This is a genomic window from Paenibacillus assamensis DSM 18201 (assembly GCF_000422445.1).
GTDB classification, from domain to species: Bacteria; Bacillota; Bacilli; order Paenibacillales; family Paenibacillaceae; genus Paenibacillus_B; species Paenibacillus_B assamensis.
The window spans coordinates 710,273-728,119 of sequence record NZ_KE383837.1 but is presented as its reverse complement, the minus strand read 5'-3'; the positions used below and the strand labels follow the sequence as shown (position 1 = coordinate 728,119).

Below are 17,847 nucleotides of genomic sequence, written 5' to 3'. Positions count from 1 at the left end.
GAATGAGAAATGAAGCTGCCCGATAGTTGGTTTACATACCAGCTATCGGGCAGTTGTGATTTTAGAAGAATACTACTGAGATTAATATAATGATGACGAGTTAATTGTAGGGCGTTTTAAAGGGGCATTTCACGGGCGAGTTCTGCAATGCGTCGGTTAGCTTCTCCTATATACTTCCCGCCATGATAACAGATAACAGTATCGATTTCATATTGCGCAAGTTGGTGTAGGGAATGGTAGGCTGTACGTAAATCTAGCGTATGCATCGCATCGGGACCAAATAATTGTCCCTTCGTTACAACCATTGTGTCACCTGCGATGAGTGTTTTGCTGGAGTGATGATATAAGCTGATATGTCCGGGTGTGTGTCCTGGTGTCGGTATAACCGTAAGCCCGCCGCAATATGGCAGTTGTTCACCGTCTTGCAAGGTTCGATGAACATTTGCACGGGGAGGATGTTTAAGCATGAACAGAAAGGCGGAGCGCCATTGCTCAGGCAGCTGTGGAGGGAGTGAGGCTTCGGCCTGTTTAATGGCTTCGGGTGTGAGTTTTAATAACGTTTTATCTCCCTGTATGTAGGGTTGCTCGAAGGGGCTCGATAGTACCTCTATGTCAAAATTGGATTGCTTAATGATATCTGGCAAACTGCCGATGTGATCCAAGTCTTGGTGGGTAATGATGATACTTGTGATTTCCTTAGTGGACTTTCCTAATTTACGAAAAGCCTCTTCAAGCAAGGGTAATTGTCTAGGATATCCTGTATCCACGAGTACCAAATTGTTTTCATCCCATAGCAGTGTAGGGTAGATGGTTTCTACTTTACCCATCATAGAAGTGGAAAGAGTGAGCATTTCAATTTCGATGTTCTTTGCTAACGTCACGTTTATCCTATCCCCTTTCAAACATAGCTCTATGCAAGATGCTATTATACAAAAGAGGGATTAAAATGTAAATTAAAATATTAAATATAACATAAAAATAAAATAATGTCAATATGTATTTATTCTCATCTATTATTGATGATAAATATGCTGCTCATGTTCTGTATTGTAGTAAAGGGTTATGGTAATAAAGTATTTATTAAATTTTTGAAATATGTATATATTCCTATTTTATATAGGACTTTAGATTCTGTTTTTTTCTGTCAATTGTAGAAAAAGGGTTATTCATTTTGTCGAAAATATGCGAGAATAAAAGGTGATGCTATTTAAGCTTCCAGCATGAAAATAGTTGGAAGGTATGTAACGTTAAAATAAGTATGAATGCATGCTTTTATGAAATGGCATGCATACCTGTACACTTGATAGAGGAGAGGGGAATGGATGGAACATCATCATATGCACGGCACCTATGACGTATTGCTTGTCATTTTATCATTGATAATAGCGGTGGCTGCCTCCTATACAACATTGGACTTAGCTGGCCGTGTGGCAATGACAAGTGGGAAGAATCGTACAAGATGGCTCATACTTGGTGCTGCTTCTATGGGGATGGGTATATGGTCAATGCATTTTGTCGGTATGTTGGCTTTTTCGCTTCCGGTGCCAGTTTCCTATGATTTATTCATTGTCATTCTTTCTGTTATTATTGCAATCGCAGCTTCATTTGTTGCGCTGTATGTAGTTGGGCGCAAGCAACTTAAGCTCAGACAACTATTAGTTGGCTCCTCCTTGCTGGCAACTGGCATATCTTCGATGCATTATGTGGGTATGGAAGCGATGCTCATTGATATCACCTATGAACCGATCATGTTCTCGGTATCCATATTAATTGCAATCGTGGCCTCTATCGCGGCGTTATGGTTAGCTTTTTATTTCCGCAAAGAAAATGAAAAGTACGCTGTAAGTAAAAAACTCGCCAGCGGAGTCATTATGGGTGTGGCTATTGTAGGCATGCACTACACGGGAATGGAAGCGGCCCAATTTCATATGGTCGATGAAAAGTTGACGGTTGCAGGGATGTCCCTCGATCAGCGATTGCTGGGGTATGTCATTACAGCTGGAACAATGTTGACATTAGGGCTATCATTAATTGGCATATTTGTGGATAAGCGCTTGTCTCGCAAGGATTCACATATTAGGAAAAATGAAAAATGGTATCGATCTCTGTATGAAAACAATCGCGACGGCATTCTTTCTGTTAGTCTTAGCGGTCGAATTATTGGCTTTAATCCTGCTGCTACTAAGATTACAGGCTTGGAAGAGGATTATTTTTATAATCGTTCGATTATAGATATAGCTCCTATTGTTGTGGAAGAAGAGCGCAAGCGTACGAAGCGACTGTTTCTGCGTTCGCTCCGGGGCAAGACGATTAGTTATGAGACAGCGATTATTCATCAAAATGGCAGCCTCGTTCATTTGAGTGTCATTAATGTGCCCGTTTATGTTGAAGGTAAAATTGTAGGGCATTACGTGATTGCCAAAGATAGTACGAGAGAGAAGAAAGCAGAGCAGAAAATTCGTCATATGGCATTTCATGATGAACTAACTGGACTGCCGAATCGCCGGAAATTTGATCAAGTGGTTGTACAAGCGATTGAAAAGTACAAAAGTTCTGACCACACCTTCTCTGTGATGGTAATGGATATCGACCGCTTTAAAATGATTAATGACTCTTTAGGTCACGCTTATGGGGATCGTCTGCTTCAAATGGTCACACAACGTTTGCATGATGCTATAAGCGGCTATGAGGCAACGATTGCAAGAATGGGGGGAGACGAGTTCACGGTGGTGTGCTTCGGCAGTAAATCACACATTGAACCTATCTCATCTGAGATTGCAAGCCGTATGTTGAAGGAGGCCCAGCTTCCGTATCATTTGAAAGATAATGATTTTTATATTAGCGCTTCTATCGGAATAGCTATTTACCCAGAGCATGGAACAGAGTCTGCTGAATTGATGAAAAATGCGGATACGGCCATGTACGAAGTGAAGAAAAATGGAAAGAACGGCTACCAATATTATTCGGAGCATTTAGATGCCCATTTGCTAGAACGAATTGAATTGGAGGCTGATCTTCGCAAAGCGATTCAGCGCAATGAATTAATCATTTATTATCAGCCCCAAATTCACGCCCAAAATAGTTCATTGATTGGCATCGAAGCGCTCCTTCGCTGGAATCATCCAACCAGAGGGATTATTTCACCGTCTACCTTTATCCCTATCGCTGAGGAATCGGGACTTATTGTTGAAATTAGTGAATGGGTTATGCGACAAGCCTGTCTTCAAATGCGGAAATGGCAGCAGGAATGGGAACTGTATATTCCCGTATCTGTTAACTTATCTACACAGCAGTTTCATCAGAACAATCTGGCTCATAAGGTAGAGCAGATTTTGTTAGAGGTTGGCTTGGAGGCGAAGTATTTAGAGTTGGAAATTACAGAAAGCATGATGATGGATATTTGCCGATCTACGTCCACGCTGCAGGAGCTTAAGGACCTAGGCGTGCGCATCAGTATGGATGACTTCGGAACAGGGTATAGTTCATTGAACTACTTGAAAATGTTCCCGATCGGGAAGCTCAAAATCGATCAATCTTTCATTCGAGATTTAACGAATAGTGAGAGTGATAAAGCGATTGTAGCGACGATTATATCGATGGCTCATCATCTGAAAATGAACGTCATCGCGGAAGGCGTAGAGACAGCAGAACAGCTTGCCTTTTTGAAGGAGAGTGGCTGCGATGATATTCAAGGCTATTATTTCAGCCGCCCATTGCCTGCGAAAGAGCTGCAGCAGGTGTTTCTGGGTAAGTGTAAACAGGATGGGAAGGTTGGAGCTGCTGAATTTTAAAGATTTGACTTTGCTATGAACGTGAAAATAGCGCTCTTTTTCTGTTTGCTGCAGGAAGAGGGTGCTTTTTGCTATAGGCAATAAGGAGTTGCAAAAAAAGAATCGTTGTACCTATAATTGGTAGGGGAGACCTGTTAAGAGTTAGAAAGGAGCTGCTTTCGTGAGCGAATATTGGATTTTTACAGGTACTTACGGTTCGGCCGATCAGGAAGGAATTCATATTCTGTCTTTAAACAGCAAGACTAGCAATTGGGAGAAGATTGCGGGTGTGAAGGGCATCAATAGTCCATCGTTTCTAGCGATTGATGCGAAGCGTAATCTACTGTTTGCTGCTAGTGAAACGATGGATGGGGAAGTTGTTTCCTACCAAATTGATTCGCAACTGGTTACGCTAAAAGAGTTGAGCAGGCAGAAGACGAACGGCGATCATCCTTGTCACATTAGCATGGATGCGACGGGTTGTTGGTTGTTGGCGGTGAATTATACAAGTGGCAATGTATCTGTATTTCCTGTGGATGAGCATGGTGTTATAGGGGAGCTGTGCGATCATCTTCACCATGAAGGCAGCAGTATCCGTCAAGATAGACAAGAGGCACCGCATCCGCATTCTATTTTTAATATGCCTAACACTCCATTCTGGGTTGTGCCCGACTTAGGCTGCGATCAGTTGTTTGTATATAAGTTGGATACGGTTACCGGCAAGCTGCAGCAGCAGACCATCGTATCAACGATTCCAGGGGCTGGACCCCGCCATGCCGTGTTCCATCCACATCAGCCATGGCTATACATTATTGAAGAATTAAGCTCGACGATTACAGCGTATCATTATGATCGTGAAAATGGCTTCCTGCGAGAGATTCAACGTGTTACGACGCTTCCTGAAGGATACGATCAAGTAACGATTAGTGCGGATATTCATATTGATGCTGCTGGGGCTTATTTATACGGTTCTAATCGTGGGCATGATAGTTTGGCGGTATACCGGATTCAACACGATGGGACGTTGATTCAGATCGGGCACGTCTCCGTGGAAGGAGCGATGCCACGCAATTTTGTTATCACACCGGATGACCGCTGGTTGATGGTGGCGAATCAGGATTCTGATTCTGTGACTCTTTTTGAATTGATAGATGGTATGCCTGTGTATACAGGCAGGAAGCAGGGATTGTACAAGCCGGTGTGTGTGAAGGTGTTGGAAGTGGAGTAGTATGAATTAGTCTGAGTCCGTAGTTAACAGTATATGAAAAAGCATCTCAACACTCTCTTCAATAGACAGGAGTGTGAGATGCTTTTCGTTGTTTGCATTCCAATCTACCATTGTAATCTATGTGCTTATGTGGCTCTATCTACGTCTATGCGTGTTGTTTCAATCCGTTCTTTATCGGTGTAGTTTGGATCGTAATCAAGCTTTAACTAGAACGGCTTCATGCCAAGCGTATCGACTTTCTCAGCTGAAACATCAACCCCCATTCTGCTCGTTATATCGCGATAATGCCCTGCACGCCGCTTAATGGCGCCGTTTGTTTCATCTAAGTCCGCTTCTAATCCATTCAGCACCATAATGCTGACACCGAATCCAGCGGGAAGCAGTCCTTTTGCAATCTCATCAGCTGAAGGCTTCCATCTGCCGACCATGACGTCATGCGCAGAAGGCTTTGGTGCTTGTGGAGTCATCCAGAACAGAATCGCAGTTGCAAATCCGAGCTTGCCATCTGCTACGATAGATTCTGGATGTTTCAGTAATACGTTTTTATCACCATAGATGATTGCGCTCATTAATCCATAGTTAAAGTTCCAGCTCAGCATGATTGGGCCACGGCCGTAGTATCGCTTTTCTGGAAAGCCGGGGAACTCTTTGCTGCTAGCAGGGTCTACGAAGTTAGACTTGTTCTGTCCTGTTCTGCCTGCGATATTTTCATTCCAATATAGCCCCCAACGGAGCTCGCCACCTGGTGCTTTGTCCCAGCCGCCGCCTGTTTCGTGAGAGAGATTCGCTAATAACGCAGCTAGGTCGCGTTTGCGATCTTTTTCTAGCCCTTCATTTAAGAAACTGCCGAAGTCCACAATTTGAGAAACGATGGATTTATTTTTGTGTTCGACCGAATTGTAGTCAGCAGAGCGAACGATGAGCGTTTCTGTTTTTCCTTTTTTATCGAGTCGAAATATTTCTTGTGCAGAGGGGTTACCTTCACGATAGTTTACTTTATATTTAATGTTGGCTACTAGTCGTACGGCGCCGATTAAATTTTCATACGAATAGTAGTCGCCTTGTTGGTCGTTGTAATCTTTCTTATTTTTGTTGAAATGATGCCATTGCTCTGAGCCCAGTCGGTTAGGGAACAGCGTGTCATATTCCTTCTTAGGTAGTGCGGTTTCGACAGCATCGACTGCATTGGAGGGAGAAAAGTCATCGTCGATTCCTTCCCATAACATTTGGATTTGTTGTTTATTCAAAATGCGGCTCTCCCCAACGGCTAGCTTACTGCTTAGTAATTGTTCATGTTGGAGAGCTTTTTCACTTGTGCAGATGCAGCTTCCTTGGGCGGATACTGTTGTTGCTCCGAATGGAACAGCGAATAGGCTGGCTGCTAGTGCCATTGTGATGGCTTGTTGACAACCCCTCTTTGTAAGCGGATACATAATAGTGCGCATCATCATGTCCCCTTTATTAAATAACTAATGTTCCTCGTTGTTGTTCATTTATATGGTGAAAAATATGAAATATGATAAGGGGAAAAAGGTACTTCATAGTGAAGCACTGCTCTATATTGTGTATCCAAAATCAAACAGCTTTTATAAGGGCTTGTCTTTTATAATCAACTGGGCTCATGTAGTCTAACGTTCCATATGTGCGGTGCTTGTTGTACCAATTAACATAGTCATATAACTCCAACGTAAGATGTTGCAGGCTACGATAGTTCATTTGGTTAATAATTCTGTTTACACAGCCATCTGTTCAGGACTTTTACATAAGTTAAGTCGCTAACAACGACGCGTTTAGCTCATTGGGTTGTTGCTCTTCATTACAGAGCCTTGTGTGGCTTATGCTAGTATACTTGGCAATCGTGTACGTAGAAACGAGCCCCTGTTTCTTCAATAAAATAAATAAATGCCCCTTAAATAGGGGCATTTATTTATTTTATTGTATCTTACAAAGGAGTTGCTTCTTTCATAGTTATCACCTCCTTAAAGAGTATACTAATGCTATACGTAACTATTTATAACTATTCTTTTAGTTGAGAGTAATGCTATTTCTTCATTTATATATGCTTCTTTCAACTTGTTAAGTGTGCGATTAAACATGAGTACTCTACTTGATTGAGGAAGATAGATTCCTTTCAAAGCCATATTAGCAGCGACCTTCCATGTTTGTGCACATAAATTTATCTCTTCGACTAATGTTGAAATGTCATCATGAAAGTTCTTACCTTCTTTTAAAAATTCAGAATATAAATAACGAGAATTAGCTACTTCTGATAATGCAGTATATAATTGCGAAAAAGTTTCACCTGCTAGATCGTCATTCTCGTTAATACGATGCGCTTCCAAGTCTGAAATAAAGGAATGAATGGATTTAATACCAAATAACTTGTATAAGGTCGGGTCAAAAGCATTATTGTTTGGTATTCTTCCATCCAAAAAAGTGCAATTGTCGTTTATGACATGAAAGAATTGGTCATGTGTAATATTTTTATTTGCTCGTGAACAATCCAACCATTCTAATTCGCAATTATAAGGTTCATTTGTATGATCGAGAAAGTGTGAGATATTGACTGCTTCTTTAAGATCATTTATATGAATCTTATCTTTAATTTGATAGTGATCATCCAAGAAAACAAAATACTCATCACTATGTGCTATTAGTGTAATGCAGTGCTCCATATGTATTTTGCTATAATTTATATTTTTATTAAAATGAAAAGTGTCAACATAAACAACTACAGGTTCATTTATGCTTAATAAATAAAATATCTTTTGAACAAAGTCATCGAAGTCAGTAGACGCCTCTACATTAATAATAATGTTATTTATTAGATGAAGTTCTTCTTTTGAGGAGTAGTGCTTAGGTAGTAATGTGCCAATTTGATCATTACGATTATTTACATAGAATAGACCGATATGTTTCCACAATGATAAAAAGCCCTTATACCCTTTATGATCTAAAATGTTATTTATAGCTAATGTATAACAATCTTCTCCTAAAGCTTTTTGAGATCTAACCGACATATTTTCTAACATATTAACCCACCTTTTGTAGAGTTAATGAAAATATATGAATGCACGGATTATCAGGCAAGCGGATCGTATTAAACTCAGTTGCAGGATCTAGATGTAAAGTTTGAATCCATATTTTAGGTTTCAGTGAATGGATGGAACTATCTTTAGTGTGAACATAACCACATTCAAAGGCCACTTGTTCCATAAACATTGGATAATTTGATATCCAGTCTGTTAGAGCGAAAATATTGCGACTTTTTAGGTCATTATTTTGACGTAGTTCCATGTATTCTTTGTAAGAGCCATTTTCTGAGGAGCCCAATATATAAATTGTAGAGTAACTATCATCAGGAACTATAATGGATTGGTTTTCTAATTCTATGTTGTTAAACTTATTTTCTTTTGTGGGGAATATAAACGGGATTCCGTTAACTGTTATTTCATGCTCGTTTGGTAAATATTCAGCTGGATAAGATGAACCAAAACTTGTCAGATCACCTTTCGAAGACGATTCTTCATATGTAAAAGCGTTATTATTGTAATAAGAATTTAAGTTAATTTTATAATAATCCACAACAAAATCTCCTATTCTCATATTCTACTATGATTTATTAAGAGCACAATGATTCTTAGAAGAAGTGAACATAACTAGAACGATGGTCAATAGATGTTTTGCAAATCCCAATTACATTTTGATAAGCATTGCTATCAAATTCGCCCTCTAATGACATTGGTCATTACTTGATCATGCTGCTGTTAGTCACTTGGTTTGTTGTATAGGGGGTGGTTAAGGAATCCCTTGTTGGGATATTTTAAATAAGGTTTGGAAGAAAAAGTAACATTTGATTGTGTAGTATAAGCAAGTTCAATTCGATGTATGACTCAGATTACGTAGCTCGTGTTGAGGAAGTGTGATAAAAGTCCTTTTTGATTTACAAATTCTTGAATTAATTGGACATGTACAGTATGATTACACACATTTTTAGTTTTGTAAATATGTTTTTTTTAATTTAAGTTGTGACCTACACTTTGGGTAGCGTCAAGATTTTTGTGTAAATGAAAATAACCTTCCCTTGTAGAAGATTGCGTTAGTCCTTGGTCATGAACATAGCTTGAAGTTCGGTACGTGCTTGATAAAAGCCAAGGTGACAGCGAGTAGCAAATCGTTGGTTGTAGCCTTCGAACTGTGCTATTAAGAACTTTTCCAGTGCTTCTTCATGCGGAAACTAGTCAATTAATAAATTGCATAAACTATCTATTAATACTGAATATATCTGATAATACAGTTTATATTGAAAAAAGAATATCTTATAGTGATAATGAAAAAATGAATGAAGTGATTTATTGGTAAGAAACTATAGAATAAGGAAAGAGGCGCTATTCATACATGAAAACTAATAGCTATGATGTTGTTATTGTTGGAAATGGAGCGTTAGGATTATCTTTAGCGCTTACATTACTTAAAAGAAAATTACGGGTAGCATTAGTAGGCGAATCTCATAAACCATGGGCAGCATCGACAGCTGCAGGTGCGATGTTGGGGTGTTTTGGTGAAGTAACAAGTACGCTTTTGAAAAGTCAACCTGGTCGCCTTAAACATGAACTTGCGGTACGAGCAACAGCTTTATGGGATGAGTGGCTACATGAGCTGAATGATATTTCAGGCGTTGATGATGATCTGCGTGTGGCAGATGGTACGATTGTTATTAACAATACAGTAGGTTATTCCAATTTAGATGATGCTAACTTTGAAGCAATAAGACATTCATTGGTTGAATATAATGAGCCGTTTGAAGATATGGATCCTTCAGAGGTGAAGTGGCTAAAAGCAGATTCACTCTCACGTCCTACAAAAGCTATGTATATACCAAAAGAGCATGCCGTAAACTCGCTTAAATTATTACAAAAATTAGAGAGTGCTTTTATCTCTCTTGGTGGTACGTTAATCGCGGAATCTGGTGTTAAAATAGATTCTAATGCTGGTAGAGTTCATGCATTAGTGCTTCAGTCTGGGGAAAGAATTATTAGCAATAAAATTGTTTTAGCTGCGGGTGTCAAATCTCAGGATTTGCTAGATACTGTTCCTGATGTTGCTGAACGTATCCCACGATTGGTTAGTGGTTATGGTGTTTCTGCATTAGTAAGTACAGAGGGAATGCCAACTTTAAATAATGTTATTAGAACTCCAAATAGAGCATTTGCATGTGGTTTGCATGTTCTCCCGCGCAGTGAGGGAGAGGTGTACATTGGAGCAACTAATGTTATTTCTCCTAAGGCAGTAGACACACCTTTAATAGATGACGTTATATTCCTCTTAGAATGTGCACACCGCCAGTTGCGCAAGGACTTAGCTACTAATGGTCGAATAACAAAGCTCCAAGTAGGAAATAGACCTGTTTCACTAGATGGATTTCCTCTTTTGGGTGAAACCGATCTAAATGGTCTATGGATTATGACAGGGACTTATCGAGATGGGTTGACTCTCTCCCCGTATTTATCTCGAGAAATGGCTAAACTTATCTGCGGTGAGGCAGCCGATTCTGATTTAGAGATGTTTAAGCCAGTTCGTTCCCCTATCCAACCGCTCACTCGTGAAGAAGTTATACAGGAAGCTGTGGAACATATGCTAGCTACTGGATATGAAAGTGATTGGCGTATTCCTTCTGGATGGCATCACCATATCGAGCACAACTTCTTTACTGAATACGAGAACTTTGCCAAAAATCTTGATCCCGTATATACGCCGCCTGCAGACTTACTTGTTGCATCTACCAATAATCGTAGTATTATGAAAATCCTATATAAGTATTATAGTGCTGTAAAACAATTTGAAACGGTCTAAACTTTATTCAGTCCATGACATTTAGTGACTCTTGATATAGAGGCAAAAGGAATGGCCTCTTCTCTTGTCCTATTTATTTTTAGATACACATTTCAATAGTAAGTGTCATTATATCGTTATCGTTATGGTGGACGGCACAGTTTGCCGGTACCAATTTGTTACGTTTTCGTTAATGGCACTTACTATCGATCTATTTGCAGCTGTACTTGCCGTAAGGTTGAGCTATTGAATTTTCTTCGATAAGGCAATAAGTTCATTTTCTACTGAAGTATGATTGTTTTTTCTGAAAATCCAACCATGTATTCTAAAGCTATGGAATTATGTAAGGGGATAGTTGGGATGAATATAGAAAATAATGAATTCACATATTCTCTGACTCATGCGCAAAAAAGAATCTGGTATATTGAAAAGATTTATCCGAATACCTCGATCAATAATATTGGCGGGACAGTTAATATTAAGGGTTCTATAGAAGTTGAATACTTGGAAAAGGCGATAAAAACCTTCATTAAAGATAATGATGGCATCCGCCTTCAACTCACTGAAACAGGCGGAGAAATAAAGCAATATATAGCCGATTCCACACCTTCCAAGATTGATTTTTTTGATTTCAGTCAACTTGTAGATCCTAATATAGCTTTCTACAATTGGTTGGATGAAGAAAAAACGAAACCTTTTGAAATAGAAAACAAACCGTTGTATTACTTTGCTATTTATAAAATATCTCAGGATCACTGTGGATATTTTATAAAGTTTAATCATTTAATAGCTGATGGTTGGTCCATCAATATATTGACGGAACATATCAGTAAATCTTACGAAGCATTAATCATGGGGATTGCCTTAGACGAGAGGTCTAATCGATCGTATGTAGACTACATTGAACTAGAAGAAGGGTACTTTAATTCTGAGAGATTCAAGAAGAATAAAATATATTGGAACAACAAGTTTGAAAATCTCCCTGAATTTATAAATGAAAATAATACAGTTGTAGGTAAACGAAAAGAATACGTATTAAATGTAGATGTATCTACAAGCATAAGAAGTTTCTTGAAAGATTATAAGTGTTCGATGAATACTTTTTTCGTTAGCCTTTACATGCTGTATATTCATAAATCCACTCAATTAAATGATGTAGTAATAGGGACTCCGGTACTAAATCGATCCGGCAGAATAGAAAGAAGTATATTTGGTATGTTTACGTCAACGATGCCTTTAAGGTATTCAATCAAATCTAGCAACTCCATTATAGATACCATTAATGAAATCAGTAGAGAATTGACACAATGTTATTTTCACCAAAGATACCCCTATGATTTATTAATACAAGACTTAAAGCTTAAGGAAAAGTTTCAAACAGGTTTGTTTCATGTATGCGTTAATTATTATAATACGCAGCTTAATACTAAAATAAATGGATTTCCTGTTGAAAACATCGAATTTTATAATGGTAATCAATTTTATCCGCTGCAATTGATTATTAAGGATTGGTCCGAGACAGGAGAGCTCACATTATGTTTCGACTACAAAATCGATAGCTATACCGAGCATGAAGTAGATGGAATATACGAGAGTTTAATAAACCTGAACGAACAAATTGTAAATCATCCTACTAAATCGATAGAACAATTGATGTTGTTGTCCAGCCTAGAGATGGAGAATTTAGTGTACAGCTTCAACAGTTCTAATGGCGATTATCCATTACATATGACGATTATTGATTTGTTTGAAGAACAGGTATCGAGGACTCCTGAAAATATTGCAATAAGACATAATCATAGGGTTTTGACGTATAGGGAGCTAAATGAACAAGCTAATCAGCTTGCAAGAGTACTTGTTAATAAAGGCATAGGAACAGAAGAGATTGTTGGCTTATTAACGGTTCATTCCATTGAAACGGTAATTGGTATTCTCGCTATACTTAAAGCAGGAGGATCGTATTTACCGATCGATCCTAGTTTCCCAAAAGATAGAATTAAATATATGTTACAGGATTCAGGCGCTAAATTACTGCTTATGTATTCAATCGATGGGTTATTGGATTATGGTCTAGAAACGATTGATCTGTCTGATTCCAGGTTGTATACGGGTAGAGCTGATAATCTTAACGTTTCTAGCAATTGGAGTCATTTGGTATATGTTATTTATACTTCTGGCTCAACTGGAAAACCAAAAGGAACAATGATTGAGCATCGTAGTTTGCTTAATTACATCTGGTGGGCGAAATTGATGTATGTAGATGATGAACATAATGTGTTTCCACTATATTCGTCACTAGCTTCTGACTTAACGGTTACTTCTATTTTCACCCCTCTAATTAGTGGAGGGAGTATAGTTGTATACAGCGATGAAGATGATAAGGACTATGTGATTTACCGTATTATAAAAGAAAATATCGTGAATATTGTGAAGATTACTCCAGCACATTTGTCCCTGATTAAGGAAATGAACTGTAACAACTCTAATATTAAGCGTTTCATCGTGGGTGGAGAAGATCTTAAAGTTGGTTTAACAAGGACGATTCATGACAATTTTGATGGGAAAATAGAAATATATAACGAATACGGTCCGACGGAAACAACAGTTGGCTGCATGATACATCAATATAATTACAACACAGATAACAGAATTTCAGTTCCGATTGGTGTACCTGCAGCGAATGTACAAATTTATATTTTAGACAACAATCTGAAGCCTGTCCCGAAATTTATAGTTGGTGAGATCTACATCTCCGGGGATGGAGTGGCTAGAGGATATCTTAATAATGAGGAGCTTACAAACTCAAAGTTTATTGATAACCCATTTATTAAAGGGAAGAGAATGTATGCTACTGGAGATTTAGCGAAATTTATGGAAGACGGAACGATAGAATATATTGGGCGCATTGGCCAGCAGGTTAAAATTAATGGCTATCGGATTGAATTAGGTGAGATCGAAAGTTGTCTCTTGAATCATGAATCTATTCAAGACGCTGTAGTCGTAGATTATAAAAGTAAAGACAGCGGTTATCTCTGTGCATATATTGTAAGAAAAAATGATGTCTCGGATAGTGAACTAACACGCTATCTTGAATCATTTTTACCGAGCTATATGATTCCGCGATATTTTACCGTGATAGATAGCATTCCGCTCACTGCTAGTGGAAAGTTAAATAAAAATCTATTACCTGAGCCTGAATTTAAGGTTAGTAGTGAAGAATCACGGTCTTATCGATCAGAGCAGGAAATGATTCTTATTGACGCAATTATGCGGATATTGAATGTGACTGAAGTAAGCCCTCAGATGAATTTTTATCAACTTGGAGGAGACTCAATCAAGGCTATACAAATTGCTTCAAAATTGTTTCAAGAGGGATACAAACTCAAAGTTGGAGATATTTTATCGTTTCCTATTATTGAAGAGATGGCGAGGCATGTAGAGAAAATAGAACGATTTAAGAGCGCGCCGATTCTTTGTGAAGGAGAAATTAACTATACTCCAATTGTTTCGTGGTTCCTTTCCCTTAATCTTGCCAATATTAATCACTACAATCAAAGTATTTTGCTAGGTTTAAAAGTAGATTTGGATATTAATAACCTTGGAAAAATTATGAAGCAACTCGTCATACATCATGATTCATTTAGAATCAACTTGAATTTAAAAACGGGAAGTATGCGTTATAATAATGACTTGCTAAATAATGACTTTAGCATTAAAGTATTTGATCTATCAGATTTTTCGTATATGGAGCAACTTGAGAAGATAAAGGAATTAGGCACCCAATTAAAGAAAAGTTTCAATATTGAAAATGATGTATTGCTGCGTGCTTGTCTTTTTATATTATCTCCAGAAGATAAGAGATTGTTACTGACTGCTCATCATCTTTCTGTTGATGGTGTTTCATGGAGAATACTAATAGATGACATCTATCTGTTGATGAAGCAGGCAAGTAATGGTGAGCAGCTAACATTATTAACAAAATCACATTCCTATCAGAAATGGTCTGAAACATTAAATGAATTTATCAAAATGGACAATGAAAAAGAACTAGCGTATTGGCAGGAGCTTAACGCTGCTACGCCGTTCTTACATGTAGACTATCCTAATAATGAATCCCTCATTGAGTCAAGTGAATTGATATCCGCAAATTTATCACAACATGAAACGTTACTTTTCCTAAAAGATGCAAATCGAGCCTATAATACGAAATCCATTGATTTATTATTGTCCTCTTTGAAACTGACTGTGGATGAAACAATAAGTAATGAAAAAGTGATCGTTGAAATAGAATCTCATGGTCGTGAAGAGCTCGGTGACAGCAACGAGTATGAATTTAATAGCACTGTAGGCTGGTTTACCAGTATGTATCCTATAAAGTTGGGTTTCAACAGGAATGATTTAGGAGATTGTATAAAATCAATTAAAGAAGAAATTCGAAATGTGCCTCATAATGGGATCGGTTTTGGTGTGTATAAGTATCTTATGGGCGCATTGGAGATGTCGACAGAGGAACCCCCAATTCGTTTTAACTACTTAGGAGAAATCGATTATTCGATGTATTCTGATACTTTATCTGTCCTATATCAATGTGATACAGGCTTGGACTATGATGAGAAAAATGGTGTGACTGCCTTAATCGATATTAATGTAATCATTGTTGATAGTCAGTTACATGTTGAAATGAGGTTTAGTAACAAATTAAATAAGCAGACGATGAATCGTTTTTTTGATCAATATATGGATAATTTGCGGAACGTTATTCTCCACTGTACTACAAGTAAGAAAGTACAATTTACTCCTTCAGATTTTGAAACAGTCAAGGTTTCACAAAGAGAAATAGATTCATTATTTAAGTAAACTTCATAGAATTAGGTGATTGTTGTTATATGAATCTTTTTTGTATACCTCATCTTGGAGGATATTCCTCATCATTTGCTCCATGGAAAAGGAAAATAGATAGCAGTATTACAATACGACCATTAGAGTTACCAGGTCGAGGCGCTCGGATGTCGGAACCTTTATGTGGGGACTTTTCCAGCGCTGCAGAGGATATGTATAGAAAGATTAGCCAAACAGTAGAACGAGGAGAAAAATATGCAATTCTAGGACACAGTATGGGGGCCTTGCTTGCTTACGAGGTAACTGTTTTGATACAGCAATCGGTAATGCAACAACCAGATATATTATTCTTATCGGGAAGATGCCCGCCTCATATTGTATTAGATGAGCCGTTACTACACGATCAAAGTGATAGGGAAATTTTAGAGCATTTATTCAAATTTGATAGTATCCCCGAAGAGCTGCTTGTAAATCAAGAGCTGCAAAAAGTATTTCTTCCTATATTGAAAATGGATTATAAAATATTAGCAGACTATAAACCTAGTTCAACGGTTGTAAAATGTCCAATTCGCGTACTTGGCGGGATAGATGATGTGGGTGTAAAAGAGTCTCATTTATCACAATGGCAAGAATATACGACAGGGCCTTTTAAACTGCATATGCTAGAGGGGGATCACTTTTTTATCTATGAGAATTCTGAAGCTGTAATGAAACTTGTTTCAGAGCAGTTGGAAATATGAATCGGAGGGGAAATATCATGAGCAATGAACTAATATCTGATGTGATAGATATGTTGGTCGAAATCACAGACGGACAACGTGATTACAGTCGTGTTGTATTATCATCAAGTCTATTGGAATTGGGGATAGATTCATTTGAATTTGTAAAACTGGTTGTAATCATTGAAGCTAAGTATGATATTGAATTTGATGATGAAGACTTAAACTTTAAAAGATTTTCTACGATGCATAATTTAATTACCTTTATTGATGAAAAACGAAAAAAAGTCGAGTCTGATGAAAAAGAGTCTATGGAAGAAAGGGTATGACATTTGAACAGACTATAATAAGTTTGAAAGATAAATATCATGTGCCTGGGGTTGCAGTTTCTATAGTAAGTAGATCGGGTGACCCAAAGATGTATTGTTCGGGATGGGCTAATAAAAAAGATGATATTTACATTTCGGAAAAAACGAAATTTCAGGTAGCTTCAGTTTCCAAGCCAGTCACTGCACTAGGTATTATGAAGCTAGTAGAACAGGGGGATGTGGATTTAGATAAAGCTATTTCCCATTACGTAAATAGATGGAGCTTTCCACCATCTCCTTATGATACAAATAAAATAACCATAAGACAGTTGCTAAGTCATACTTCAGGTCTTAACTCACCATTATATCTAGGAACAACTGTTCAAAGGAATCCTTACCATATTGAACATTCGATGAATGGAAGTATGAATAGGAAAACGAGACTGAAAGTCATTCGTGAGCCAGGAACTGTTTTTTCATACTCCGGTGGTGGATACTCTCTTCTTCAATTACTAATCGAAGAAGTTAGTAATATGAGCTTTTCTTCATTTATGGAAAAAAATATATTCGAACCGCTAGGTATGAATAATAGTTCGTTTGAACATCCAATAAGACCGATGAATCAAATAGCTAAATGTTATGATAGTCTCGGAAGAGTTCTCCCTGATTACCTTTATATTGAAAAAGCTGCGGCAGGACTTTATTCTACGGTTGAAGATATGAGCAAATTTGCTGCGTGCAATCTAAGGATGTCGAGTGAAGAGGGGAGCGATGAAAGAGACTTTATACAAAGCAAATATGCAAAATTATTATATACAAGAGTAGAAAGATCCATCCCGCATAGTTTAGGATTTTCAATGTTATCAATCAATAATCACAAAGTGTTTTTTTATACAGGTTTAAATAGGGGATGGAATTCTATCATTATACTGGTTCCAAAATGCGAAGAGGGCTTGGTGATACTGACTAATAGCAACATCGGTGGAAATTTTATTTATGATGTGACGAAGTTATGGTTAGAGTCACTAATTGGGTCTGTTTCTGAGTATTACACGAAACGAATGAGGATATCAAAAAATAATCGGCTCTTCATTTTAATGAAAGAGAACTGGTATAATAAATGGGGATAATTTACATGAAAATAAATCGGA

The 17,847-nt window shown here is 37.8% G+C and carries 12 protein-coding genes and 1 pseudogene; 7 read left to right on the top strand and 6 right to left on the bottom strand.

Annotated features, from left to right (window positions below):
• Positions 1 to 116: 116 nt before the first annotated feature.
• A complete protein-coding gene (locus H580_RS0117585) occupies positions 117 to 851 on the bottom strand; it encodes an MBL fold metallo-hydrolase (RefSeq protein ID WP_036605503.1) in 735 nt (244 codons plus the stop codon).
• Positions 852 to 1,322: 471 nt separating this feature from the next.
• Between H580_RS0117585 and H580_RS0117580 the strand changes: the two genes are divergently transcribed.
• Together H580_RS0117580 and H580_RS0117575 are read left to right on the top strand one after the other, a co-directional pair.
• On the top strand, positions 1,323 to 3,791 hold the full coding sequence (locus H580_RS0117580; RefSeq protein ID WP_051217523.1) for an EAL domain-containing protein: 2,469 nt from the start codon (positions 1,323 to 1,325) through the stop codon (positions 3,789 to 3,791).
• Positions 3,792 to 3,951: 160 nt separating this feature from the next.
• Entirely contained in the window at positions 3,952 to 4,998 is a 1,047-nt protein-coding gene (locus H580_RS0117575) for a lactonase family protein (protein WP_028595947.1), read from the top strand.
• Between the two features lie 206 nt (positions 4,999 to 5,204).
• On the opposite strand, the gene H580_RS0117570 is transcribed toward H580_RS0117575, so the two are convergent.
• From H580_RS0117570 to H580_RS26705, 5 genes and pseudogenes are all read right to left on the bottom strand, one after another.
• A complete protein-coding gene (locus H580_RS0117570) occupies positions 5,205 to 6,449 on the bottom strand; it encodes a chitinase (RefSeq protein ID WP_245583584.1) in 1,245 nt (414 codons plus the stop codon).
• A gap of 124 nt (positions 6,450 to 6,573) precedes the next feature.
• A complete protein-coding gene (locus tag H580_RS27075; protein WP_084509319.1) occupies positions 6,574 to 6,714 on the bottom strand; it encodes an IS3 family transposase in 141 nt (46 codons plus the stop codon).
• Positions 6,715 to 6,995: 281 nt separating this feature from the next.
• Positions 6,996 to 8,030: a hypothetical protein gene (locus H580_RS0117565; RefSeq protein WP_028595945.1), complete on the bottom strand. Its 1,035-nt coding sequence runs from the start codon at positions 8,028 to 8,030 to the stop codon at positions 6,996 to 6,998.
• A gap of 1 nt (position 8,031) precedes the next feature.
• On the bottom strand, positions 8,032 to 8,583 hold the full coding sequence (locus H580_RS0117560; protein WP_028595944.1) for a hypothetical protein: 552 nt from the start codon (positions 8,581 to 8,583) through the stop codon (positions 8,032 to 8,034).
• Between the two features lie 514 nt (positions 8,584 to 9,097).
• Positions 9,098 to 9,235: pseudogene (locus H580_RS26705) on the bottom strand (IS256 family transposase); the annotation flags it as partial.
• Between the two features lie 161 nt (positions 9,236 to 9,396).
• On the opposite strand from H580_RS26705, the gene H580_RS24680 reads away from it, so the two are divergent.
• From H580_RS24680 to H580_RS0117535, 5 genes are all read left to right on the top strand, one after another.
• Positions 9,397 to 10,851, top strand: coding sequence for an NAD(P)/FAD-dependent oxidoreductase (locus H580_RS24680; protein WP_036605398.1), 1,455 nt, complete (start codon positions 9,397 to 9,399; stop codon positions 10,849 to 10,851).
• Between the two features lie 339 nt (positions 10,852 to 11,190).
• On the top strand, positions 11,191 to 15,687 hold the full coding sequence (locus H580_RS0117550; RefSeq protein ID WP_028595943.1) for a non-ribosomal peptide synthetase: 4,497 nt from the start codon (positions 11,191 to 11,193) through the stop codon (positions 15,685 to 15,687).
• A 29-nt stretch (positions 15,688 to 15,716) separates the two neighbouring features.
• Positions 15,717 to 16,409, top strand: a complete 693-nt coding sequence (locus H580_RS0117545) for a thioesterase II family protein (RefSeq protein ID WP_028595942.1) — start codon at positions 15,717 to 15,719, stop codon at positions 16,407 to 16,409.
• A 17-nt stretch (positions 16,410 to 16,426) separates the two neighbouring features.
• Positions 16,427 to 16,717 carry an acyl carrier protein gene (locus tag H580_RS24675; RefSeq protein ID WP_036605397.1) on the top strand — a complete coding sequence of 97 codons (291 nt, stop codon included), beginning with the start codon at positions 16,427 to 16,429 and terminating at the stop codon, positions 16,715 to 16,717.
• Entirely contained in the window at positions 16,714 to 17,826 is a 1,113-nt protein-coding gene (locus tag H580_RS0117535) for a serine hydrolase domain-containing protein (RefSeq protein ID WP_028595941.1), read from the top strand. Before H580_RS24675 ends, H580_RS0117535 begins: the two co-directional genes overlap by 4 nt.
• Positions 17,827 to 17,847: the final 21 nt, after the last annotated feature.

Coding starts and splice junctions, on each gene's coding strand:
- H580_RS0117585 (WP_036605503.1), bottom strand. CDS start 851: ATGCTCACTCTTTCCACTTCTATGATGGGTAAAGTAGAAACCATCTAC.
- H580_RS0117580 (WP_051217523.1), top strand. CDS start 1,323: ATGGAACATCATCATATGCACGGCACCTATGACGTATTGCTTGTCATT.
- H580_RS0117570 (WP_245583584.1), bottom strand. CDS start 6,449: ATGATGATGCGCACTATTATGTATCCGCTTACAAAGAGGGGTTGTCAA.
- H580_RS27075 (WP_084509319.1), bottom strand. CDS start 6,714: ATGAACTATCGTAGCCTGCAACATCTTACGTTGGAGTTATATGACTAT.
- H580_RS0117565 (WP_028595945.1), bottom strand. CDS start 8,030: ATGTTAGAAAATATGTCGGTTAGATCTCAAAAAGCTTTAGGAGAAGAT.
- H580_RS24680 (WP_036605398.1), top strand. CDS start 9,397: ATGAAAACTAATAGCTATGATGTTGTTATTGTTGGAAATGGAGCGTTA.
- H580_RS0117550 (WP_028595943.1), top strand. CDS start 11,191: ATGAATATAGAAAATAATGAATTCACATATTCTCTGACTCATGCGCAA.
- H580_RS0117545 (WP_028595942.1), top strand. CDS start 15,717: ATGAATCTTTTTTGTATACCTCATCTTGGAGGATATTCCTCATCATTT.
- H580_RS24675 (WP_036605397.1), top strand. CDS start 16,427: ATGAGCAATGAACTAATATCTGATGTGATAGATATGTTGGTCGAAATC.
- H580_RS0117535 (WP_028595941.1), top strand. CDS start 16,714: ATGACATTTGAACAGACTATAATAAGTTTGAAAGATAAATATCATGTG.